This window comes from Candidatus Krumholzibacteriota bacterium, from assembly GCA_016931295.1.
In the GTDB taxonomy this organism is placed as follows: Bacteria; Krumholzibacteriota; Krumholzibacteriia; order Krumholzibacteriales; family Krumholzibacteriaceae; genus JAFGEZ01.
Genome location: JAFGEZ010000046.1, coordinates 19,437 through 42,677, shown reverse-complemented (window position 1 = coordinate 42,677; position 23,241 = coordinate 19,437). Strand labels below are relative to the sequence as shown.

Here is a 23,241-nt window from a genome sequence, read left to right as displayed (position 1 = left end):
GCAGGCTTTCGCTTTGATTCGTCCGGCGTTTCCGGGAGGGGAATCGTCTCTTCGCCGGCGGATCGCGGGAACTTTTCCGGGGCCGTCGCTGTTTCATACGGGAGAGATCGACAGTCAACCGAACGGGAGGTTACCGACATGTCACATCATTCACGGAAAGCGAAGGCGGCGGCGTTCGCCGGCCTTCTCCTGCTCGTCCTCCTCGCCGGAGGCGGTCTCGAGCGCGTTCTGACGACGGCCGGCCCCGGTGCATCGGGGAGCGCGCTCATGGCCGCCACCGCGGCCGAGGAGACGCTGCCCGACGTCGTCGAGCGGGTCGTCCCCGCCGTCGTCAACATCTACTCGAAGAAGGTGGTCAAGACGCGGCAGGAGACGCCGTGGTTCTTCGAGCACCCCTTCTTCAGGGATTTCTTCGGCAACCAGCAGCGCGGACGCGCGGTGCCCCGCGAGAGGATCGAGCAGAACCTCGGGTCGGGAGTCATCGTGTCGGCGGACGGGTACATCCTCACGAACAACCACCTCGTCGAGACGGCCGACGAGGTGCGGGTCGTTCTCCCCGACGAGCGGGAGTACGAGGCGGAGATCGTCGGGAGCGATCCCCGCAGCGACGTCGCCGTCCTCAAGATCGACGAGAAGGATCTGCCCACCGTGCCGATCGGCTCCGCGACCGATCTGCGTCTCGCCGAGACGGTCCTCGCCATCGGGTACCCCTACGGGATCGGCCAGACGGTCACCAAGGGGATCGTGAGCGCCCTCGGCCGCTCGGCGATGCACCTCGTCGACTACGAGAATTTCATCCAGACCGACGCATCGATCAATCCCGGCAACTCGGGGGGCGCGCTGATCAACACGCGCGGCGAGCTGGTCGGCATCAACACGGCGATCGTCTCGCGATCGGGGGGGAGCCAGGGGATCGGACTGGCGATTCCCATCGAACTGGCCCGGTCCGTGATGGAGAGCATCATCGAGCACGGGCACGTCGTGCGCGGCTACATCGGGGTGAGCATCCAGGAGGTCACGCGGCAGATGGCCGAGGCCTTCGGTCTCGACGAGCCGCGGGGAGTTTTGATCGGGCAGGTGCTCGACGATTCGCCGGCGGCGAGCGGCGGGATCGAGCGCGGGGACATCGTCCTCGAGTACGACGGCGCGCGCGTCGACCGGCCGGCCGATCTCCAGCAGCGGATCGCGGCCACCGAGCCGGGCACGAAGATCGATTTCGTCGTGCAGCGCGATGGAAAACGCAAGACGCTCGAGGTGAAGATCGGCGAGCATCCAGACTCGGCGGCGAAGACGGAGGATGATGCGATCGAGGACTACTCCCCCCTCATGCTCGGCGTGGGGATCGAGAACCTCGACGACCGCTACCGCGAGCGGCTCGATATCCCCGAGCGCGTCGATGGCGTTCTCGTGACCGAGGTGGATCCGGCGACGCCGGCGGGGGAGGCGGGACTCCAGCGCGGGGACGTGATCATGGAAGTGGATCGGGAGCGCGTGCGCGGCATCGACGATTTCAACGACGTCCTCAAGAAACGCGATGACGCGCGGCGGCTGCTGTTGCTTGTCTACCGGCAGGGAGGCACCTTCTATCTCGTGATCCGGTAGTGCAACCCCGCCGCGGGCCGCGCGCATCGACCGGCCGGCGGATGAACGGGGCCCGGACGCGAACGGGGGCGCGACATCGTCGCGCCCCCGTTTCGTTCCGCCGAGCAGTACGGCCCCGTCAGTCGTAGTACTCCTGGCCGAGGTGCGTGATCATGTCCTCGCCCTGGATGTAGCGCAGCGTGTTCTTCAGCTTCATCAGCTGGATGAACAGGTCGTGCTCGGGATAGAGCTCCGGGGCGTGGATCGGGCTCTTGAAGTAGAAGGAGAGCCATTCCTGGATGCCGCGGAAGCCGATCCGCTTGGCGAGATCCATGAAGAGGGCGAGGTCGAGCACGATCGGCGCGGCGAGGATGCTGTCGCGGCAGAGGAAGTCGATCTTGATCTGCATCGGGTAGCCGAGCCACCCCACGATGTCGATGTTGTCCCAGCCCTCCTTGTTGTCGCCGCGCGGCGGGTAGTAGTTGATCCGCACCTTGTGGTAGAAGTCTTCGTAGAGATCGGGGTAGAGCTTCGGCTGGAGGATGTGCTCGAGCACGCTGAGCTTGCTCTCCTCCTTCGTCTTGAAGCTCTCGGGGTCGTCGAGGACCTCGCCGTCGCGGTTGCCGAGGATGTTCGTGGAGAACCAGCCGTTCAGGCCGATCATCCGCGCCTTGAGCCCCGGCGCGATGATCGTCTTCATGAGGGTCTGGCCCGTCTTGAAATCCTTGCCGGCCGTCGGCGCCTCGTTGGCGAGGGCCAGTTCGAAGAGGGCGGGGATGTCGTTGGTGAGGTTCGGCGCTCCGTTGGCGAAGGGGATCCCCATCGAAAGCGCCGCGTAGGCGTAGACCATGCTCGGGGCGATCTCCGGGCTGTTCTCCTTCATCGCCTTCTCGAAGGAGGCGATGTCTGCGTGAACCGCGGTCGGCTTCATGAAGACCTCGGTGCTTGCGCACCAGATCATCACGAGGCGGTCGCAGCCGTTCTTCTCCTTGAAGGAACGGATGTCCTCCTTGAGCATCTCGGCCTTGTCCCACCAGGTCTTGCCCTCCTTCACCCACGTGCCGGAGAGCTTCTTGACGTATTTCTGGTCGAAGACGGCCTTCATCGGCTTGATCGACTGGAGAAAGGGTTTCACCCCGTCGAGGAGCCGGGCGTCGAGCACGCCCGCCTTCGAGGCGGCCGTGTAGACGTCGTCCTCGAAGATGTCCCAGCCGCCGAAGACGAGGTCGTCGAGCTCGGCGAGGGGGACGAAATCGCGGATCGCCGGAACGCGGTTTTCGGTGCGCTTGCCGAGGCGGATCGTCCCCATCTGGGTGAGCGAGCCGATCGGTTTCGCGATGCCCCGGCGGACCGCCTCGACACCGGCGATGAACGTGGTCGCCACCGCGCCGAGACCGGGGGTGAGGATGCCGAGCTTTCCCGACGGTTTCCTTGGTTCGTGCTTGATCTCCATCGATGCCTCCCTGGGACCGGGCCGCGGCGGCCCGGCGTCTGGCGACTCTTCAGGGCGCCCGGATTCTTCCGGCGCGCATCGCGGCACGTCCCCGTGCGCCGCATTTCCCATATTCCAGGGGTTGACGTCATAAAACAAATTTATTATTATTATGTGAGGCATAAATAAATATTATGGATATGAGATCACTCGGATACCTCGCCTCGCTCGCCGAGCACGGATCGCTCACCGCGGCCGCCCGCGCGCGCTACGTGACGCAGCCGGCGGTCTCGATCGCCCTGCGCCGGCTCGGCGACGAACTCGGCGCCCCTCTCTACGAGGCGGACGGACGGAAGGTGCGCCTCACCGACGCGGGGCGGCGCGTGCTCGATTACGCCCGGCGGTTCGCCGCACTCGACGCCGAGCTCAGGCGCGAGATCGCCGATCTCGGCGAACTGCGCTCGGGGCGGCTGGCGATCGGCACGATCGACGCGGCGTCGATCTACGTGCTTCCGGACGTCTTCGCCCGGTACGGCGAACGGTATCCCGGCATCGATGTCCATCTCGAGATCGCCGCCACCGCGCCCCTCCTCGCGTCCCTGCGCGCCGGCCGGATCGATCTCGCCGTCGGTTCCCTGCCTCTCGAGGGGGGGGAGGGACTGACGGTGGCCGAGTTCTTCCGCGAGGAGATGCTGCTCATCGCCCCGCCGGGCGACCCGCTCGCAGACCGGCGGCGCCACCGCGCCTCGAGCCTCATCGGCCGTTCCTTCATCTCCTTCCACGACGGTTCGGTGACGAGGCGGATCATCGAGGAACGGCTCCGCGAGCGCGGCGTCGAGCCCAGGATCGCGATGGCGATCGACAGCCCCGAGGCGATCATGAATCTCGTCGCGGCCGGACTCGGGCTCGCCGTCCTCCCCGAGCGCGTCGTTCAGGACGACATCGAGCGCGGACGCGTCTGGTCAATCGAGGTCGCGGGGCTCTCCTTCGAACGCCGGCTCGGGCTGATCGTCCGGTCGGAGGGGTACCTGCCCCGCCCGCTCCGCGCCTTTCTCGACGAGGTGGAACGGGAGCGGGGAGTCGCGCTGCCGCGCGGATTCGCACGAAACCATGCGATGAAGGGAGACAAGACATGAGACAGCGACTCGACGTCGCGCGGGAGGCGATCCTCTCCGCCGGCTCGCTCCTGCACGAGACATTCGGACGCGAGATCGACGGCGAGGTGGAGGAGAAGGACCGGAACGACTTCGTGACGGAGACGGACCGGTTGAGCGAGAAGATGATCACCGCGACGCTGGGACGAGCCTTCCCGGATATCCCCGTGCTGGCCGAGGAGAGCGCCGTCCGGCCATCGGGACGGACGTACTGGATCATCGATCCCCTCGACGGGACGACGAACTTCATCCACGGGTACCCGCAGATCGGCGTCTCCATCGCCCTCGTCTCGGAGGGCGAGCTGGCCCTGGGGCTCGTCTACGATCCACTCCGCCAGGAGCTCTTCGAGGCCACGGCCGGCGGCGGGGCGAGCTGCAACGAGCGGCCGATCGCCGTCTCCGGCGCGGCCGGGCTCGGCGAGAGCCTCGTCGGCACGGGATTCCCCTTCCGTGCCCACCGCCACATCGACGCCTATCTCGCCGCCTTCAGGGAGATCTTCCTCTCATGCCGCGGCGTCAGGCGGGCCGGCGCCGCGGTGCTCGACCTGGCGCACGTCGCGGCGGGCCGGCTCGACGGCTTCTTCGAACTGCACCTGAAACCCTGGGACATGGCGGCGGGGGCGCTGATCGTCCGGGAGGCGGGCGGTGTGGTGAGCGATTTCTTCGGGGGCGACGGATTCCTCGCCTCGGGGAATGTCGTCGCGGGGACGCCGCCGGTCTACCGGGCGATCCTCGACGTCGCCGGCAGGCATTTCACGCCCGGGGCGATCGCGGATCTCCGCACCGATCTTCCCGACTGAGCAGGCAATCGGGGCCGCCCCGCCGCGCCCGGCCCGGCGCATACGAAGAAGAGGGACCGCCGGCAGCGCGGCGGTCCCCCTCGCGAGACCGGATCGTTTTCTTCCCGGATCACTCCACGTCGGTCGGGCAGTGATGCTTCCACAGGCCGAGGAAGTATCCCCGTCCCGCTTCGTTCGTCGCCCAGATTCCCTCGACGTCGCCGAGCATGACGCGATCGCGGCTCAGGTACTCGCCGTCGAACCAGCCGTTCGAATCGGCGACGGGACCGGTGTACTCGGGATCGACGCCGTACAGTCCGCGGACGAATCCGCGGCAGTTGCCGGCGGGGTTGATGATCTTGCCGAAGAAGACGTTCCGTCCGTCGCTGTCGATGCCGTAGAGGCCGCGGACGTGCCCTTCCATGTTGCCCCGGTCGTTGACCCAGAGGCCGTGGAAGACGCCGAGCAGTTGGCGGCCGTCGGGATCGGCCGTCGTCGAGTCGACGGGGATCGAGTCGTCGTCGACGGGGCTCCAGCGCCCGACGAGGTAGCCGCGCGGGCAGGCGCGGGGCACTTCGTAGCTCGATACCATGATCCCGTTGTAGCAGCGGTTGATCCAGTGGGTGAAGCGCTGCGCGGCGAGATCCTCCTCGCCGAAGGTCGCGCTGTAGGGGCCGAGCTCCACGACCACCTCGGGGACGACCGCGGCCGCGTTCGAGTCGGCGACCGCCGCGCTGTCGGCCCTGGCGGCCGGCGGGAAGACGATCTTCAGCTGGATGCCGTCGACGTGCGGACAGGTATTGGACGTGACGGCGATCGTCGACCGGTCGATGCGCTCGACGTAGTCGTTCGGGTCGAATGCGATCGTCCGCTCGATCTGGATGACGCCGCCCGGGGCGTAAATGCGCCCGCTCCAGTCGATCTGGCAGCAGTCGCCCACCGTCGAGTCGGTGTACGCCTCGCCGAGGTAGCCCCAGACCATGCGGAGGCGGTAGACCTTCGCCCCGTCGAGCATCTCGCAGTCGCGGATCTGGTCGCGGATCCGGGTCTGTTCCCGGTACTCGCCGGCGGGGTCGCATTCGGCGAGCATCGGTTCGTAGATCCCGGCCTCGCCGAACGCCGGTTCCTCGTCGGCGGCGGTCAGTCCGCCGGTCGGGGAATCGAGATCGATCACGGCCGTTTCAGTGTCTCCCGTGGTGGCGGGGGAGGCGGGGGAATCGTCGCCGAAGAACTGGCAGCCTCCCATGAGGGCCATCGCGGTGACGACAAGGATGGTGAAGAGCGTTTTCTTCATCTCCGGTCTCCTTTCCAGGGTGCGTATCTCGCCCGTGTCACTCATCGTCGATGTGGAAATCGGCCGAGAGTACGGCCGTCCCACGACTGATGACAATGCAGGAGCGGTGCCGAACGGGGCGCGGCGGCGTTCTCTTTTGTAACAGATTGCGCAGCAACGAGCTGCAACGGCGCAGGAGCGGGGTGCGTGACGGGCGGCGGCCGTGCCGTGTACCCCGGGGTACACTTCGATGCCGTACGATGTCCATCACGGTTCACCCCGGCACGGCGGCAGCGCGTACGGCGGGAGGAGAGACGGAGACGCCGGTTTGCCAGGGGTCGGCATGCAACTTCCGGATTCCGGAGCCGTACTCGGGGAAGAGACCCGCGCCGAGGGCGGCGGCACGCCTGGGCGCCGGGCATCACCGAAAGGAGTCGTTCCGTGAAGAACCACGCAACACTGCTCGCCGTGCTCCACATCGTCAACGGGAGCCTCGGCCTGATCGTCGCGCTCGTCGTCTACCTCGCCGTGGCCGGAGGCGGCTGGATCAGCGGCGATCCCGAGGCCATGTGGATCACGCAGATCGTCGGCGGTTTCATCGCACTCTTCTTCTTCGTCCTTTCCGTGCCGAGCATCATCGGCGGGATCGGGCTCATCATGATGCGGCCGTGGAGCCGCGTCGTCCTGATGGTGATGGGGATCCTCAACCTGCTGAACGTGCCCGTCGGGACGGTCCTCGGCATCTATACGCTCTGGGTTCTGATGAAGGACGAGACGCTCGAACTGCTGCGGCGCCGTCCCGGCAGGCCGAGCGACGACATGCTCGCCTGACGGCCCGTCCGGCGGACAACGGCGCCGCGGCGGCGGCGCCCGCGCGTCAGAAGGTGCGGCCGATGGAAAGGAACGTCATGAGGTGATGACGCCGGCTGCCCGAGACGGTCCACTCGACGGGACCGGCGATGGTGTTCCAGGCGAGCGTCACCCCGCCTCCTCCCGCGACATGCTCGATGTCGAGAAGCGCGTCGGGGTCGTCGTCGGCGACGCCGGCGCCGCCGATCAGCCTGACGTACCGGTCCGCGAGCACCTCGAACTCGATGCCGGCGGTCGCGCCGATCGCGTGACGCCCGGACAGCTCGAAGTGCTTGAGCCCCGGCAGGTCCTGCCTGCGGGGGTCGCCGAAGCGCATCCAGGAGTTCATCCCCCCGAGAAAGAAGCGGCAGGGAAGGGGCGTCTCGTCACCCTCCGTCGTGCCGGCGGAGCCGTCGAACGCGAGGGTCAAGCGGCGCCCGAGGGGCGCGCGGACGCGGAAGAAGACCGCGCCGCGCCGGTACGACCGATCCCCGGCCCAGCGATCGGTGGTCGTCTCGCCGGCGACGCGGAGCTGGACGCCGCGGTGCGGCATGTCGCGATCGTCGAGCGTGTCGAAGATCAGCTCTCCCGTCAGCATCAACAGGTCGATACGTTCCCCTGCCGTCTCGCCGGGAGCCGTCACCGGATCGATGCGTACGTGCTCGCTCGCCGCGCCCAGCCGCAGCGAGAAGAAGCTCGAGAAGGCCGTTTCGGCGGCGAGGCCCGCCCGGGCCGAGACCGCATCCATGACCGCGGTCCGTTCGCCACGTTCGTAGACGTCGATCTCGTCGTTCTCCGTCACGCCGAAGAACTCGATGCCGAACCGCCAGCGCGAGCCGAGCCACGCGCCGTAGGCCGTCTCGAAGCGCGAGGAGCGGCCGAGGCGGACGTCGATGTCGAGCGAGGAGGAATGGCCGAACGTGTTCCTCAGCCCGACGCCGAGAAGGAGGGAGGTGTCGTACCGGTCGTCGTAACGGAGGCCCGCCATGAAACGCGGCGCGTTGTCCTCCGTGACGTCGACGAGGATGCGCTCTCCGCCCCCCTCGGGGAGAGCGCGCCAGCGGATGTCGCGGAAGAGTCCGCTGCCCCGCAGCCGGTCGAGGGCGCGGTCGAGTTCGACGGCGGGTACGGCCGCGGGCGCGACGAACCCGAGCGCCGCGTCGACGAAGCCTTCGGAGACGCGGCGGAGCCCGTCCACGTGCGTCGCCACCACCTGCAGCGTGTCGATCGCCGGCGGCGCCGGTGCCGACGCGATCGCCCGTGTTTCGCCGGTCAGGCGGAGGATCGCGTCGAGGTTCGCTCGCGCCGCCTCCTCGCCCCGCCGGACGATCTCCGCTGCCCGGTGATAGTCGGTGGTGCCGATGCCGTCGAGGCGCGGCGAGATCACGATGTCGCATCGCTTGATCTGGGCCGGTTTCCCGCGCGCCTCGAGCAGCGCGGTCGACTGGACGAGGATGTCGACGATCGAGCGGATGCTGTCGGCCGCGAGAAGCCCGCTGCCGACGTCGACCCCGATCACGATATCCGCGCCGAGCGCGACAGCGTCGTCGGCGGGGAGATTGCGCACGAGTCCGCCGTCGACGAGGAGACGGCCGTCGAGCTCGTAGGGGGTGAACAGGCTCGGTATCGACATCGTCGCGCGCATCGCGTCGGGGAGGAAGCCGCCGTCCAAAACGACCGCCTCGCCCGTGGCGATGTCGGTGGCGACGCAGGCGAAGGGCCGGGGGAGGTCGCGGAAGTCGGCGATGCGATGGCACGGCCAGGTGAGGCGCGTGAAGAGGGCGTGCAGACGATCGCCGCGCAGCAGCCCCGTCGGCAGCTCGAGGCGTCCGTTCCGCCACGCGGCCGACGCGAGGTGGCGGCCGCCCCGCTCCTTGTCGCGCATCGAGAGCCACCGGTACGAGGGGCGGTCGTCGAAGAGCGCGAGCCAGTCGGTCTCGACGACGATCCGCTCCAGCTCGGCGGGGGAGAGCCCCGTGGCGTAGAGGGCGCCGACGATCCCTCCCATGCTCGTTCCGGCCACGACGTCGACGGGCACGCCCGCCTCCTCGAGGACGGCGAGCACGCCGATGTGCGCGAGCCCCCGCGCGCCGCCCCCGCTGAGGGCGACCCCGACGCGCGGATCCGCCCCCGCCGGGCCCGCGAGGAAAACGAAAAGAACGATCGTCGCGACCGGCACGATCCGTCGATGCATGCGCTCTCTCCCTTCCCGCGCACTATCGCCTGAAACATCGCACGGATTCAAGCCGTATTCAACGAAGCGGACCGGGTATCGAACAAGGGAGGACGCCCGATGAGACGAATGCCGATTGCCGCCGTCATCTGCCTGCTGGTCGTCTCCGTCGCCGCGGAAGCCGGGGCTCGCCGGCACCACCGCTGCGATCGCGACCATTTCCTGTTCCGGGACGGCCGGGACGTATCGATCGATTTCGAGGACGGCGAACTGGTCATAGAGAACGACGACGAGAACGAGAGCGTCGTCATCACCGGGGATCGCGAGCTGCTTGTCAACGGCCGGCGCATCGACACCGACCGGAAGACCGGGCGGCTGCTCGACAGGTACGTCCACCTCTACGCGAAGATCGAGGAGGCGGCCGGGGATCTCGGGCGGGACGCGGCGAAGGTGGGGGCGATGGGGGCGAAGATCGGGATCGTGGCCGTGTCGCGGGTCTGCCGGCTGCTCGACGACGATTACGACACCGACGATCTCGATGACGACATGGAGGAGGACGAGGAGCGGATCGAACGGCTCGCGAAGAAGCTCGAGAAGAAGGCGGACCGGATCGAGGACCTCGCCGACGACCTGAAGCGGGTGCACGGGCAGTTGCGGCGCGCCGTGCCGGAACTCGACGATCTCGACTGGTTCTGACCGGACTGTAAACCGACGGCGACACTGTAACTCGACACGGGGCGGGGGCGTTCAGGCACCCCCGCCTTTCCTGTCTTCCAGCGTTGACATATCGGGAGTGGGGAGGCCGGGGCGTGCGCGGGCGTAACGATGCATGAAAATTTCAGTTATTGACCCTCGAACATTCGATTTTCGTTGACAGGATTTCGCGTTCCCGGGCAGAATACCGAATCAATCCGCTCCACTTCCACCTTGCTCCAGGAGGAGGGACGACGTGAAGAGACGTTCTTCGCTGTACCTTCTCGGGATGCTGTGCGCGGCGATCGCGGTCCTCGCCCTGTTCGCCGGCTGCTCGGAGGATTCCACGCAGCCGACGGCGCCGGACGGGGCCACCCTGATGAGCGCGAAGCACCCCGGCATGATCGCCACGATGGCGGTCCAGAATCGCCACACCCCGCTGTTGATGACCGATCCCGAGATCGTCGGGACGGCCACCGGCCTCGACGAGCGCGGCAAGCCCGCGATCTACGTCCTCTTGAAGTCCGATGCAGGCCGGGCCCGCGTGCCCGCCGAGCTCGAGGGCGTCCACGTGATCCCGCGCGTCACCGGCGAGTTCACCGCCCTGAAAAAGCCCCAGCCGTCGAGCGGTCACACCGCCCGGTACCCGCGCCCGATCCCGATGGGCGTCTCGGGCGGCAACGCCTACGACCTCGCCAACAACTACTGCTGCAGCGGCACCCTCGGCGCCCTCGTGGCCGGCGGCGGCACGCAGTACATCCTGAGCAACTCGCACGTGCTCTGCGGCGACGTCGCCTCGAGCTCGGGCGATCCGGACATCGCCGAGATCGGCGATCCGATCAACCAGCCCGGCATGATCGACGTCCAGTGCCAGGCGATCCCGGCCGACTACGTGGCCAACCTCTCGACGCTCTCGACGCTGATCGACCCGACCGCGAACGTCGACTGCGCCCTCGCCGAGGTCATCCCGGGGATGGTCAGCGCCGACGGCACGATCCTCGAGATCGGCGTCCTCTCGTCGCAGACGATGGACGCCTACGTCGATCTCGACGTCAAGAAGAGCGGACGCACGACGGGGCTCACCCGGAGCTACGTCTACGCGATCAACGGCACGGTGAACGTGGGCTACCAGGACGAGTGCAACGGCGTCTCGTTCACCAAGCTCTTCACCGGCCAGATCATGATCTACAACAAGCGCGAGGCCTTCCTCGCCGGCGGCGACTCCGGTTCGCTGCTCGTCGAGGACGTCAGCGTCAACCCGCGCGCGGTGGGGCTCTGCTTCGCCGGCAGCCGTTACGACGCGATCGCCAACCCGATCGACGACGTGCTCGCCCACCTGGGCGTCTCGATGGTCGGCAACTGACGGACGCGATCGACCGGTACCACGGACGGCGCCCATTCCGGGCGCCGTCCTTTTTTTTTACGGGGTGGCGGCACCGAGACGATCCGCCAGGCGCTCGCGCGAGAGTGCGCGCGTCTCGGCGAACCAGCGGCGGGCGGGATTGCGCCGGTCGGTGAGGACGGGGGCGCCGGCCGTTTCCGGCTCGAACCGGTTGGCCCACGCGTGGACGCGCTGGTACTGGGCGGTGAAGCGGTCGACGGGGTTGTCCAGTTCCTCGGGCAGCTCGAGCGGTCGGTCGGCCGCCAGCAGGACGACCCGGCCGAGGGCATTCGGGGGTTCCATCGTGGGGAGGGCGAGGACGCGGGGAAAACTCGAGCCGAGCGTGGCGGCGACCGCGCGCACGAGCGGGCTTCGCCAGCCGGCCGTCTCGAGATCCACGACCGCGACGCCGCCGGCGGCGAGCCGCGCGGCGACGAGGCCGAACGCCTCGCGCGTGACGAGCCGGCCGGGATCGTCGATCGACGCTGCGTCGCTCACGAGGACGATCTCCCATGGCCCGTCGTGCGTCTCGAGATAGGTCCGCGGATCGCCCAGGACGAGCGACGCGTCGTCGGCGTCGAGGCCGCCGTGCCAGGCGGCGGCCCACGCCACACGCGGATCGGGCTCGACCGCATCCACCCGCCAGCCCTTGCCGGCGAAGCGTCTCGCCGCCGAGCCGTCGCCGATCCCGACGAGGAGGACGCGGCCGGGAACCTCGAAGAGACGCCCGGCGAGTCCGGCGGCGTTCGACGACGGCAGCAGGCACTCGCCCGTCTCCGGATCGACCGATCCGCGGATCAGCCCGTCCACCACGAGGAGGCGCTCGCCGAGATCCTCGACGACGCGCACGCCGCATCCGCTCCCCGGGTCATCGTTCGATGGCGGGAGGGGGGTGCGGAGAACGGCGGTGAGGGCGATGACGGCGACCGCCGCCAGCACGGCGATCCACAGGAAATGACGGCTTCGTCTCATGAGATCGTGTTCCTTTCCGTGCGCGGTCGTTCCCGGGCCCCGCCCGGCCGGCGCGGCGATCGTCAGGTCGCCCCGCTGGGCGGATGCGCGGCGGCCGTCACCTGACGTGCCTGACGAACCGTCCGAGCGCCCGCGTGGCCCGGTCGATCTTCCTGAAGACGGGCAGCCCCGCCTCCTCCATCATTTTCGCGGCCGGATCGTAGATGCGCCCCTCGTTGATCGAGAAGACCACCGGCTTGCCTGTCGTCGCGAAGAGGCGGATCATGATCCGCGGATAGGAATCCTCGCGCTCGATGTCCTCGCCGTGGTCGGGGGAGGCGGCGAGGTTGTTCAGCGACGGCGTCGCCGCCACGCTCGAGACGAGGACGCAGTCGACGCCCGGGTCGTCGATCACCGCCGCGACGGCGCGGCCGTAGTCGGCCGTCGAGATCGCCGGCGTGGCGTCGACGGGATTGTGGACGTCGATGAACCCGGTCGGCAGCGCGTCGGCGAGGCGCTCGACCGTGGCCGGGGCGAAGGCGGCCAGCTCGAGGCCGCCGAGGCGGTCGGCGGCGATCGAGCACTCGAAGCCCGCCTCGCTGAGGATCCCCACGCGCGGTCCGGCGGCGGGGCGTTTCCCGAGCATCGTGAAGAGGCGGACGCAGTCCTCCATCTCCGAGAGCGTGTCGGCGACGACGACGCCCGCCTGCTCGAGCAGCCGGGAGAGTATCTCGTAGTCGCCGGCCATCGCCGCCGTGTGCGAGGCTACCGCCGCCGCTCCCGCCGCCGTCCGTCCCGTCTTGTAGAGGACGATACGCTTGCCGGCGGCCATGCAGCCGCGGGCCGCCCGCAGGAAACGCTCCCCCTCGAGGCGCTCGAACCCCTCGACGTAGAGGACGTAGAGGTCGAGCGCGGGATCGTCGGCCAGCGTCACGAAGTAATCGGTGACGGTGAGATCCATCTGGTTGCCGACGGTGATCATGTAGCGCGGATCGTAGACGCCGGCCATCGAGGACAGCATCGTGACGAGCCACGCGCCGCTCTGGCTGATGACGGCGCTCCTTCCGCCGAACGGGCCGGAGAAGGAGAGCTTGTACTCGGGGAGGAAGAAGGTGTTGTAGCCCCCCGGCCGCGAGACGATCCCCATGCAGTTCGGCCCGTTGAGGACGACGCCGCCGCCGGGACGGGCGTGCGAGGCGGCGAGGCTCGCGCGGAGCGCGCGGTCGCGGTCCCGGCCCCCCTCCGTCTCGCCGAACCCGCCGGAGATGAGGACGATCGAGCGTCCCATCCCGGCGTCGACGATCCGTTCGAGGAGCGCGACCGCCTCGTCGTCGGCGGGGATGGCGAAGACGACCATGTCGGCCGGGGCGGGCAGGTCCTCCACGGTCTTCCACGCGCGGCAGCCCTCGATCTCCTCGGCATGCGGGTGGAGGAGGAAGACGCGGTCTCGGGGGATCACGCCCTCGGCGAGGACGTTGCGGAGGATGACGCGCCCCATGTTCGTCTTGCGCGCCGAGGCGCCGACGATGAGGACGCTCTCGGGCCGCAGGAGCCGGGCGATCCCCTCGCGGGGCGGCTCTCGCCGAGGTTTTCCGGGCGGCGCGAGGCGGCAGAGGCCGTCGAGGGGGACGAGTCGGCCGCCGGCGATCTGGACGGGATTGACCTCGAGCTCGGCGATCACCGGCTTGTCGCCCCCGTCGAGGGGCGAGAAGGCCAGGGCGAGCGCGGCGAAGCGGCGGATCGCGTCGAGAAGGCGCGCCGGCTCGACGAGGGGCTCGGCGAAGACGCGCGTCTTGCCCGTCACGACCGGCCAGAAGAGGGTGCGCTCGAGGAGCCGCGCCGTCGAGTCCTCGTCGTCGACGAGTCCGGCGGCCTGCACGAAGAGGGCCTTTTCGGGGCGGAGGGCCGCCTTCCATACCTCGGTGCCGACACCGCCGAGCCCGCAGAAGACGACCGGCCCGAAGGTGGGGTCCTGGCGGAAGGAGAGGAGGAGCTGTCGGGGGACGGCGTCGTCGACGTCGATCCGCTCGGCGACGAGCATCCCGCGCAGCGGGATGCCGAGGCGACCGGCGATCGATTCGAAACCGGCGAAGACGCCCCGGAGCGTGCCGGGGGCGGTGTCCTCCGTGAAACGGATGCCGCCGTGCTCGAAGCGGTGTGGCATCCCCGGGGAGATCAGCTTGCAGACCGCCCGGTCGAAGGGGACATCGAGGCCGTCGATCTCGCCGGCGTCGGCGACGAAGCGGGCGCGAGGCGGATCGAAGCCGGCCAGGCGGAGGATGTCGTAGATCTCGTGCTCGTCCAGCGCGTCGCGGCCCCGGCCGGCCGCCGCGGCGACGATCCGGCCGACGGCGGCCGCGTCAAACCGCTTCATCGCCCCGCGTTCCGCCATCGTCGTCTCCTTCCGTCAAGTCGAGGCACGGCGCGCTCTTCTGCACCAGCCTCCCGTACTTCGCGCACCAGAGCGCGATGAAGGTGTGACAGGCCCCGTCGAGATGTTCTTTTCGCGGAAAGGAGGCGTGCGGGCAGTCGGGATCGCACCATTTCATGTCGTCGCTCCGGCGAAAAAGATAGTACACTGTACGACATGCCGCTCCCGTTGTCGAGTCCATTACGCTGGGGCGGGAAGGGGGTGCGCCGTGGCGGCGAGAGGCGCGGACAGCCGGGAGATCGAGGAGCAGCGGCGGATCATCTCCGGGCTCAAGAGCGAGATCTTCGGCGTGGACAAGACCGGGTCCTCCGGGTACATCGGGGATTTCCTCGCGGATTTCGATCGCTACCGACGCGTCGTCCCGCTCGAGCGCGTCTTCGACCGCGCCGCGAAGGCCGAGTTCGTCTTCTTCGGCGACTACCATCCACTCGACGCGAGCCAGGACCTCGTGCTGCGGCTCATGCGCGAGCTCGCCGGCCGCGGCCGGAAGATCGTCGTCGGGCTCGAGATGCTCTACACGCGGCAGCAGCCCTCCCTCGACCGCTGGATGAAGGGGACGATCGACGAGCGGGCCTTCCTCGAGGAGATCGACTACCGGTCGGAGTGGGGATTCAGCTGGGAGAGCTACCGGCGCATCTTCGAACTGGCCAGGGATCCCTTCATCCCGATCTTCGGGATCGACGAGGAGCCGCGCGACCACCTCCGGGCGATCCGCCGGCGCGACCGTCTCATGGCCCGGCGGCTCGTCAACATCGGCCGCTTCTTCCCCGGCGCCGTCGTCGTCGCCGTCGTCGGCGAGAGCCACGTCGCGGCGGGACACCTCCCCGCCGAGGTCGCCCGCCTCCGCCGCCGCCTCCCGGACGCGGTGACGATCGTCCAGAACATCGACGAGATCTGGTGGAAGCTCATGCGGCGCGGACGGGCCGGCGCCGAGGCGGTCGCCGTGGACGCCGGCCGCTACTGCGTCCTCACCGCCCACCCCCTCCTCAAGTACCAGGCCTACCGCCGTCGCCTCGATCTCTGGATCGAGGGGGAGGCCGCCGAGGACCACACCGCCGTCTTCCACGACATGATCGAGGATCTCCTTTTCGCAATCTGCCGCGATGGCGCCCCGCCCGAGGTGACCGTCTGCCCGGAGTACCGGGACGGGATCGACGCCCTCTACCCCGAGGTGCACTGCCGCAGCGCCTACGCGGCCTTCTCGTCGTTCCTGCGGGGGCGATCGGCCGGCTATCTCGCCGTCCTCGCCGGTCTCGAGAGGCTGCGGGCGGGGGGAGCGAGCTACATCCCCGCGTTGAACGCGATCCTCTGCATCGCCCCGGGCGACGCGCAGCGGGCGCACGAGGCAACGCGCTTCGTCCTCTACGCGATGCGCGACGAGATCGGCCGGGCGCGCCGCCGCGTCCGGCCCGCGTCCGACCGCTTCTGCGCCTTCGTCATCGAGGAGGCCCTCTGCCGCTTCGGCTCTCGGCTCCTCTCGCCGGCGGGCGAGGCGGGGGAGGCCGATCCGCTCGTGGCGGCGATCGACGGCCGCGGTGTCTGCCGCCGCCCGGCGGGGCGCCTCGCGCTCGAGGAGACGCGGCGGCTCGCCGCCCACTTCAAGTACCACGTGCGCCGGGAGCGGACGGGGCTTCTGCGGACGACGGCCCGCCTCGCCCGCCTGTACCGGCTGCCGATCCGTCGCCGCCTCGTCGTCGTCGACGCTCTCGGGCACACCCTCGGCGACGCCCTTCACCGGGCCTTCCTCGACGGGCGGGTGACGTCGCAGGAAATCCGCGCCCTCTTCGAGGCTCCCCTCGAGAAGCCGGGGGAGGCGCGAACGCGGTACCTCGACCTCGTCCGCCGGCTGAAGCCGGACCGGGGCGCCTGGGACCGTCCCCGGCGCGCCAACGCCCGCCGCGGGCCTTTTGTTTGACATTTCCCGGCGCACCCGGCACAATTCCCGCAATGCGACGCGGGACCGCGCCCTGCAGGCGCCGGCGCGCGCCGCCGGGAGGAGCCGACGTGGAGGACGCGAGGGACATCGTCGGGACGACCGTCCTCGTCTCCCTGCGGGAGACCGGGGGGCTCGCCTTCGCCGGCATCCCCGGCGAGGGCCCCTTCTTCTGCCGTGTGACGGCGGTCGACGAGGTCGGCCTGTGGGTCCGCAGCCGCACCTTCACCACGATCGAACTCGCCGACGAGGCGGGCAGGGCCGTCCCGAAACGAAAGCGGCGGCGGGAGACGCACGTCGTCGACATCCTCCTGCCATGGCGGAACGTCGCGACCGTGGTGGCCTTCGAGGACGAGGTCCCCGCGGCGGCCGACGCCGAGGCGCTCGGCGAGGTGGACGGGGAAAGCCGGATCGGGTTCGTCACCTGACGTCTCCCCCGGAACGCAAGGAAGAAACCATAGCCCGGCAGGACGGGAACGCGGATATGAAGGAAACCCTCAGAAGACGGTTCCAGCGCATGCGGCCGGGGATCCTCGTCATCATCTCCTTCGCCGCGGCGGCCCTGGCCGGCGCGCTGCTCCTCGCCCTGCCGGCCGCCTCGACCGGCCCGCGGCTCGGCTTCGTCGACGCCCTCTTCACGTCGACCTCGGCGATCTGCGTCACCGGGCTCGTCGTCATCGACATCGGCACGCGATTCACCGCATTCGGCAAGTCGGTCGTCATGGTCCTGATCCAGCTCGGCGGCCTCGGCGTGATGACCTTCTCCGTCTTCCTCTTCCTCTTCCTCGGCAGGGGGCTCGGCGTCCGCCAGCGGTGGATCGTCACCGAGAGCTTCACCGCCACGCCGATCCGCGAGATCCCGCGCCTCATCAGGTCGATCTTCGCCTTCACCTTCCTCGTCGAGGGGACGGGAGCGGTCCTGCTCTACCTGCACTGGCACGGGCGACTGCCGGCCGGCGAGGCGGTCTTCGCCGCCGTCTTCCACGCGATCGCGGCCTTCTGCAATGCCGGCTTCTCCTTTTTCGAGACGAGCTTCGTCGCCTGGAAGGGCTCGGTCCTTCTCAACACGACGATCATGGCCCTGATCGTCGTCGGCGGGCTCGGCTTCCCCGTCATCTACGAGCTCATCGGCTGGACAAGGAACCGCCGCCTGCACCGCCGGACGGCGATCTCGCTCCACTCGCGGATGGTACTGTGGACGACGGCGATCCTCGTCGTCGGCGGCACGATCGTGATTTTCCTCCTCGAGGGAACCGGCGCGATGGCCGCGCTCGGATGGAAGGAGCGGTTCTTCACGGCGCTCTTCCAGTCGGTCACGGCCCGGACCGCCGGCTTCAACACGCTCGATATCCCCGCCCTGCGCGGGGCGACGCTCTTCATCCTCGTGATGCTGATGTTCGTCGGGGCGAGCCCCGGCTCCTGCGGCGGGGGGATCAAGACGACCTCGGTGGCCACGATGGCCGCGATCCTCTCGAGCAAGATACGCGGCCGCGAATCGGTGAGCATCTTCCGGCGGACGATCCCCGAGGAGACGGTCTCCCGGGCGCTGGCGATCTTCATCCTCGCCGTCCTCGTCGTGACGGCCGGTTTGATCATGCTCCTCGTCGCCGAGATCGGTCCGGGAAACCCCGGCAGGACGGGCTTTCTCGCCTACGCCTTCGAGGCGATCTCGGCCTTCGGTACCGTCGGCCTCTCGATGGGGATCACGGCGGGGCTCTCGACGGCGGGAAAATTCGTCATCATCGCGCTGATGTTCCTCGGGCGGGTGGGACTGCTCACCGTGGCGTACGTCGTCACCCGGCGCGAGCACGTCACCTACTTCCGGTACGCGGAAGAGAAGGTGATGATCGGGTAGGGCCCCGGGAGGCCCCGCGAAAGGAAGAACGATGGCACACAAGTACGCGGTGATCGGTCTCGGCAATTTCGGATTCTACGTCACCCGGACCCTCTTCGAGGAGGGGCACGACGTGATCGCGATCGACCGGGACGAGGAACGGATCCAGAAGGTGTGCCCCTACTGCTCGCAGGCGATCCAGGGCGACGTGACGCAGAAGGACATGGTCCGCACGCTGGGCCTGGAGGAGATGGAGGCGGTGATCGTGAGCATGGGCGGGGACGCCAACGCGGCAACCCTCGCCACCCTCTACGTGAGGGAGCTCGGCGTGCCTCGCATCCTCGTGAAGGCCACGAACGAGGACCACGGGAAGATCCTGAGCAAGGTCGGCGCCACCGACGTGATCTACCCGGAGAAGGACATGGCGATCAAGACGGCGCGGAGCCTCTCGACGCCCGACATCCTCGACTACTTCCCCATGTCGGGGAATTTCATGATCGCCGAGATCGCGCCGGTCGACGCCTTCGTCGGAAAGAGCCTCGCCGAGCTGCAGCTCCGCACGCGATTCAACATCAACGTCGTCGGCATCAAGGAGCTCGTCCCCGAGAACTTCATCCTCGTTCCCCCGGCGGGGTTCACGATCAAGCACAGCGACATCCTGGTCGTGATGGGCCACCGGGACGACATAGACAAGCTCAAGAACCTGAAGAAGGAATAGGCACCGCACCGTCCGGCGGCGAAGCCGAGCCGCGACCGCCGGGCAACAAAAGGAGACCGGATGACCGTCAAGAGAACCTTCGCCGTCCTGATCGCCCTCTGTCTCGTTTTCGCGGCAGCCGCTCCCGCCGGGGCCGCGACGTTCGGCTTCCGCGTTCGCGGCGGCTTCGAGCACATCGGCTACGGCGACTTCAACGACTGGGCCGACAACGTAAACGACACGGTCTTCCCCGAGGCGGGGATCACCGAGAAGATCGACAATCTCACGTGGATCCCCGCCTTCCAGGCCGAACTGGTCAGGGGGATCGTCCCGAACGTCGAGCTGGCGATCGGTGCGGGCGTGATGCGCGGCAAGAGCGAGCTGAACATTTCCTACGGGGGCGCGGCAGGCTTCGAGTACGAGCACGCGGTGACGGCCTTTCCCTTCACCGCCACGGTCTATGTCAACCCGCCGCTGCCCGTGATGAAGCCCTTCGTCTACGCCGGGGCCGGCGCCTACCTCACCAAGCTGAAGTTCGAGCAGTACCTTTATGGCGGCACGGACAACATCGACTTCGAGGCCGACCTCGACACGTGGGGATTCGGCATCCACGGCGGCGCCGGGGTCTCCTTCGATCTCGTGCCGATGGTCTCGCTCGAGATCGGCGTCCAGGGACGCTGGTGCACGATGAAGGGATTCGAGGGAACGGCCACCGACAACACGACGGGGGAGACGGAGGACGTCTTCCTCGCGAAGGAGGGCGTCGAGCTCTTCGGCCCCGAGACGATCACCGAGAAGGGCAACTACGAGGAGGCGGAGGTCGGCCTCTCCGGTTTCGGGGTCACGATCGGCCTGAAGATGGCCTTCTAGCGGCGGGGGAGAGGGAATGAACGGCATCGGCAGGTTCCCGCGCACCTTCTGGACGGCGAACACGATCGAGCTCTTCGAGCGGCTCGCGTACTACGGGATGAACGTCATCATCTCGATCTACCTCACGCGCCGCGTGGGGTTCAGCACGGAGCTCTCCGTCTCTATCGTCGGCTGGTTCATCGCCTCCCTCTATCTCCTGCCGATACCGGCGGGGGCCGTCTCCGACCGGATCGGCTTCCGCAACGGGCTCTTCATCGCCTTCGGGGTGCTCGCCGCCGGCTACGCCGTCCTCGGGCTCTTCCCCTCGAAGGCGACGTGCGTCGTCGCGCTCGCCCTCATCGCCGTGGGCGGGGCCTTCGTCAAGCCGGTGATCTCGGGGACGGTGAAGAAGACCTCGCCCGAGGGGCTCTCCAAGATCGGGTTCTCGATCTTCTACATGATCGTCAACGTCGGGGGCTTCACCGGCAAGATCGTCGCCAAGCTCCTCCGCCAGGACCTCGGGCACTGGATCGCCCGCTCGGGGAACGAGGGACTCGCCCGCTGGGTGGAGGCCAACGTGCCGCCCTTCGCCCTGACACCCGAGATCGCCGCGCGGGCCGCCGAGCAGCATCCGCCGATGGAGCCGGCGGCCTTCCTCGACATGCTGAAGTGGCAGGGGCTCGGGATGCAGGCGATCTGCCTCTTCTCGACGGCGATGGCGCTCGTGGCCCTCCTCTTCGTCTTCTTCCTCTACCGCGAGCCGGACCGCGCGGGGGAGCCGGTCGCATCGACGAAAGAAACCTTCCTCGACATGTTCCGCGTCCTGAGGGACGTCAAGTTCATCGTCTTCCTCGTGATCTTCGCCGGCTTCGACCTGATGTTCTGGCAGCTCTACCTCTCCGTGCCCCTCTACATCGTCAGGCACATCTCCGAGACGGCGCCGATGGCCCTGATTGTGGCGATCAACCCGGGGATGATCATCCTGCTCCAGCTGCCGATCGCCTGGCTCGTGCGGAGGATGAATTCCCGCTCGGCGATGTTCCTCGGCGTGGCGATCTCGACCGTGGCGATGGTGCTGCTCGGGGTCCTCCAGACGCTGCCCGGGGTCTGCGTGGCCATCGCCTGCTTCGCCATCGGCGAGATGACCTTCGCCCCGCGGTTCCTCGACTACGTCGCCGGGCTCGCCCCGAAGGGGAAGGTGGGGCTCTACCTCGGCTACTCATACCTTCGCTCCTTCATCGCCAACGCCGCCGGCGGGCCCCTCTCGGGGTATCTGCTCGCGAAATACGTCCCCGAGACGGGCGCGCGCGATCCGGCGAGGCTGTGGTTCACCTTCGCCGCGATCGGCGTGGCCACCCTCGTCGCCCTCGCCCTCTACAACCGCTTCGCCGGGGTGGAGGCGGAGGGGGCCGAGCCGGCATGATCGCCGGAGTGCCGGCCCTCGACGCGGCCGTCGTCATCCTCTATCTCCTCGTCGTCTTCGGGATCGGCGCGGCCCTCGCGCGGCGCGCCTCGCGCGGCACCGACGACTTCTTCGTCGCCGGGCGATCGCTGCCCTGGTGGGTGATCGGCACCTCGATGGTGGCCACCACCTTCGCCGCCGACACGCCGCTCGTCGTCTCCGGGCTCGTCGCCCGGGGCGGGATCTGGCAGAACTGGATCTGGTGGTACTACGGGATCGGCGCGATCGTCGCCGTCTTCCTCTTCGCCCCCCTCTGGCGGCGGGCGGGCGTGACGACCGACGCCGAGCTCGTCGAGCTGCGCTACGACGGCCGGCCGGCGGCGGGGCTGCGCTGCTTCCGCGCCGCGTGGTTCGGCGTCTGCCAGAACGTCCTCGTCATCGCGTGGGTGATGCGGGCGATGGCCAAGATCATCCTCACCGTCACCGGGTGGGGGGAAGGGGCGGCCGTGCTCGGGATGAGCGCCGAGGTGGCGGTCGTCCTCGCCCTCTTCGTCGTGGCGGTGGGCTACACGGCCCTCTCGGGCCTCTGGGGGGTCGTCGTCACCGACCTCCTCCAGTTCGCGCTCGCGATGTTCGGCTCGATCTGGCTCGCCGTCGCCGCCCTCCGCCGGCTCGGCGGGATCGGGGCGGTCGCCGGGACCATCGCGGCGCGCGGCTTCGACGCGGCGGCGATCCTGCGGATCGTGCCGACGCCGGCGTCGCTCGCCGCGGCCAATCCCTTCACCGAGTTCCTCCTGCTCGTTTTCGTCGTCTGGTGGGCCTCCTACTCTGTCGACGGGGGCGGGTACCTCTCCCAGCGCCTCTTCGCCGCGAAAAACGAACGCCACGCCACGCTCGGATTCCTCTGGTACGCCGTCGCGCACATCTGCCTCCGGCCGTGGCCGTGGATCCTCGTCGGCCTCTGCGGGATGGCGATGCTCGGCACGGTGGAGGACCCCGAGACCTACTACCCGCTCATGATGCGCCGGATCCTGCCGGCGGGGGTCTTCGGGATCGTCCTCGCCTCTTTCGTGGCCGCCTTCATGTCGACGATCGACACGCAGCTCAACTGGGGCTCCTCGCTCGTCGTGAACGATCTGCTCCGCCGCTTCCTCTGGAAGGGGCGGAGCGAGCGCGAGTACGTCGGCGCGGCGCGGATCGCCGTTCTCGTCCTCGCGCTGCTCGGCGCGCTGGCGAGTTTCGCCGTCACCGACATCTCGGCCGCCTGGAAGCTGATCCTCTCGGTGACGGCGGGGGTCGGCTCGGTCTACATCGCCCGCTGGTACTGGTGGCGGGTGAATGCGTGGTCGGAGATCACGGCGATGGCGGCGGCGATCCTCACGACGGGCGTGTTCGCCCTCCTCGGGCGGAGCGAGGCCATGGCCGGCCGTGCCTTCCTCGAGTTCCCCTTCTCGACGGCGCTCACCGTCTGCGTCTCGGTGCCCGCCTGGGTGGCCGTCACGTTCCTCACGCGCCCCGTCGACCGCCGGCGCCTGGAGGCCTTCGTGGAGCGCGTGCGCCCCGGCGGCCCCGGCTGGCGCCGCGTCTACACGGCCCGCCCCGATCTCGTGCCGCGGCCCGGGGGGCGCCGCACGACGCTCCGGATCGCCCTGGGGCTCGTCGCCCTCTACTCCTCGCTCATCGGGATCGGTCGTATCGTCCTCGGCTCGCCGAAGCCGGGGATCGCCCTCGTCCTCCTCGCCCTCATCGCCGCCGCGGGGCTGTGGCGCGCGTCGCGGTGATCCGTCCCGCCTCGAAACCGTGACAGATATCGTGTGTACTCGTATTGA

At 68.8% G+C, this 23,241-nt stretch carries 19 protein-coding genes; 13 read left to right on the top strand and 6 right to left on the bottom strand.

Annotation, left to right across the window (positions count from 1 at the left end):
- The first annotated feature begins 138 nt into the window (after window positions 1-138).
- Window positions 139-1,602, top strand: a complete 1,464-nt coding sequence (locus JW876_11425; protein MBN1886115.1) for a DegQ family serine endoprotease — start codon at window positions 139-141, stop codon at window positions 1,600-1,602.
- Window positions 1,603-1,720: 118 nt separating this feature from the next.
- Here the strand turns inward: JW876_11425 and JW876_11420 are convergent, their stop codons facing one another.
- Window positions 1,721-3,034: an inositol-3-phosphate synthase gene (locus tag JW876_11420; protein ID MBN1886114.1), complete on the bottom strand. Its 1,314-nt coding sequence runs from the start codon at window positions 3,032-3,034 to the stop codon at window positions 1,721-1,723.
- A 179-nt stretch (window positions 3,035-3,213) separates the two neighbouring features.
- On the opposite strand from JW876_11420, the gene JW876_11415 reads away from it, so the two are divergent.
- Together JW876_11415 and JW876_11410 are read left to right on the top strand one after the other, a co-directional pair.
- A complete protein-coding gene (locus JW876_11415) occupies window positions 3,214-4,149 on the top strand; it encodes a LysR family transcriptional regulator (protein ID MBN1886113.1) in 936 nt (311 codons plus the stop codon).
- Window positions 4,146-4,967, top strand: coding sequence for an inositol monophosphatase (locus tag JW876_11410; protein ID MBN1886112.1), 822 nt, complete (start codon window positions 4,146-4,148; stop codon window positions 4,965-4,967). The genes JW876_11415 and JW876_11410 overlap by 4 nt, the downstream gene beginning before the upstream one ends.
- A gap of 109 nt (window positions 4,968-5,076) precedes the next feature.
- Here JW876_11410 and JW876_11405 read toward each other — a convergent pair whose 3' ends face one another.
- Window positions 5,077-6,240, bottom strand: a complete 1,164-nt coding sequence (locus JW876_11405) for a hypothetical protein (protein ID MBN1886111.1) — start codon at window positions 6,238-6,240, stop codon at window positions 5,077-5,079.
- Window positions 6,241-6,660: 420 nt separating this feature from the next.
- Between JW876_11405 and JW876_11400 the strand changes: the two genes are divergently transcribed.
- Window positions 6,661-7,050, top strand: a complete 390-nt coding sequence (locus JW876_11400) for a hypothetical protein (protein ID MBN1886110.1) — start codon at window positions 6,661-6,663, stop codon at window positions 7,048-7,050.
- 46 nt (window positions 7,051-7,096) lie between these two features.
- On the opposite strand, the gene JW876_11395 is transcribed toward JW876_11400, so the two are convergent.
- On the bottom strand, window positions 7,097-9,262 hold the full coding sequence (locus JW876_11395) for a patatin-like phospholipase family protein (protein MBN1886109.1): 2,166 nt from the start codon (window positions 9,260-9,262) through the stop codon (window positions 7,097-7,099).
- Window positions 9,263-9,361: 99 nt separating this feature from the next.
- Here JW876_11395 and JW876_11390 point away from each other — a divergent pair, with 99 nt between their 5' ends.
- Together JW876_11390 and JW876_11385 are read left to right on the top strand one after the other, a co-directional pair.
- Entirely contained in the window at window positions 9,362-9,937 is a 576-nt protein-coding gene (locus tag JW876_11390) for a hypothetical protein (GenBank protein ID MBN1886108.1), read from the top strand.
- Window positions 9,938-10,190: 253 nt separating this feature from the next.
- The gene (locus tag JW876_11385; GenBank protein ID MBN1886107.1) at window positions 10,191-11,297 is read left to right on the top strand and encodes a hypothetical protein; all 1,107 of its coding nucleotides are present in this window, start codon (window positions 10,191-10,193) and stop codon (window positions 11,295-11,297) included.
- Window positions 11,298-11,354: 57 nt separating this feature from the next.
- Here the strand turns inward: JW876_11385 and JW876_11380 are convergent, their stop codons facing one another.
- The 3 genes from JW876_11380 to JW876_11370 form a co-directional block, all read right to left on the bottom strand.
- Window positions 11,355-12,287 (bottom strand): fused MFS/spermidine synthase, encoded by a 933-nt coding sequence (locus tag JW876_11380; GenBank protein MBN1886106.1) that lies wholly within the window; start codon window positions 12,285-12,287, stop codon window positions 11,355-11,357.
- Between the two features lie 97 nt (window positions 12,288-12,384).
- The gene (locus tag JW876_11375; protein MBN1886105.1) at window positions 12,385-14,640 is read right to left on the bottom strand and encodes an acetate--CoA ligase family protein; all 2,256 of its coding nucleotides are present in this window, start codon (window positions 14,638-14,640) and stop codon (window positions 12,385-12,387) included.
- The gene (locus tag JW876_11370) at window positions 14,627-14,815 is read right to left on the bottom strand and encodes a hypothetical protein (protein ID MBN1886104.1); all 189 of its coding nucleotides are present in this window, start codon (window positions 14,813-14,815) and stop codon (window positions 14,627-14,629) included. Before JW876_11370 ends, JW876_11375 begins: the two co-directional genes overlap by 14 nt.
- A 90-nt stretch (window positions 14,816-14,905) precedes the next feature.
- On the opposite strand from JW876_11370, the gene JW876_11365 reads away from it, so the two are divergent.
- The 7 genes from JW876_11365 (at window position 14,906) to JW876_11335 (ending at window position 23,193) form a co-directional block, all read left to right on the top strand.
- On the top strand, window positions 14,906-16,612 hold the full coding sequence (locus JW876_11365) for a ChaN family lipoprotein (protein ID MBN1886103.1): 1,707 nt from the start codon (window positions 14,906-14,908) through the stop codon (window positions 16,610-16,612).
- Window positions 16,613-16,701: 89 nt separating this feature from the next.
- Window positions 16,702-17,058 (top strand): hypothetical protein, encoded by a 357-nt coding sequence (locus tag JW876_11360; protein MBN1886102.1) that lies wholly within the window; start codon window positions 16,702-16,704, stop codon window positions 17,056-17,058.
- Between the two features lie 89 nt (window positions 17,059-17,147).
- Window positions 17,148-18,485, top strand: coding sequence for a potassium transporter (locus JW876_11355; protein ID MBN1886101.1), 1,338 nt, complete (start codon window positions 17,148-17,150; stop codon window positions 18,483-18,485).
- A 31-nt stretch (window positions 18,486-18,516) separates the two neighbouring features.
- On the top strand, window positions 18,517-19,182 hold the full coding sequence (locus JW876_11350; GenBank protein ID MBN1886100.1) for a TrkA family potassium uptake protein: 666 nt from the start codon (window positions 18,517-18,519) through the stop codon (window positions 19,180-19,182).
- A 60-nt stretch (window positions 19,183-19,242) separates the two neighbouring features.
- Window positions 19,243-20,031 carry a hypothetical protein gene (locus JW876_11345; GenBank protein ID MBN1886099.1) on the top strand — a complete coding sequence of 263 codons (789 nt, stop codon included), beginning with the start codon at window positions 19,243-19,245 and terminating at the stop codon, window positions 20,029-20,031.
- Window positions 20,032-20,047: 16 nt separating this feature from the next.
- The gene (locus JW876_11340; GenBank protein MBN1886098.1) at window positions 20,048-21,433 is read left to right on the top strand and encodes an MFS transporter; all 1,386 of its coding nucleotides are present in this window, start codon (window positions 20,048-20,050) and stop codon (window positions 21,431-21,433) included.
- Window positions 21,430-23,193, top strand: coding sequence for a Na+:solute symporter (locus JW876_11335; GenBank protein MBN1886097.1), 1,764 nt, complete (start codon window positions 21,430-21,432; stop codon window positions 23,191-23,193). Before JW876_11340 ends, JW876_11335 begins: the two co-directional genes overlap by 4 nt.
- Window positions 23,194-23,241 lie beyond the last annotated feature (48 nt).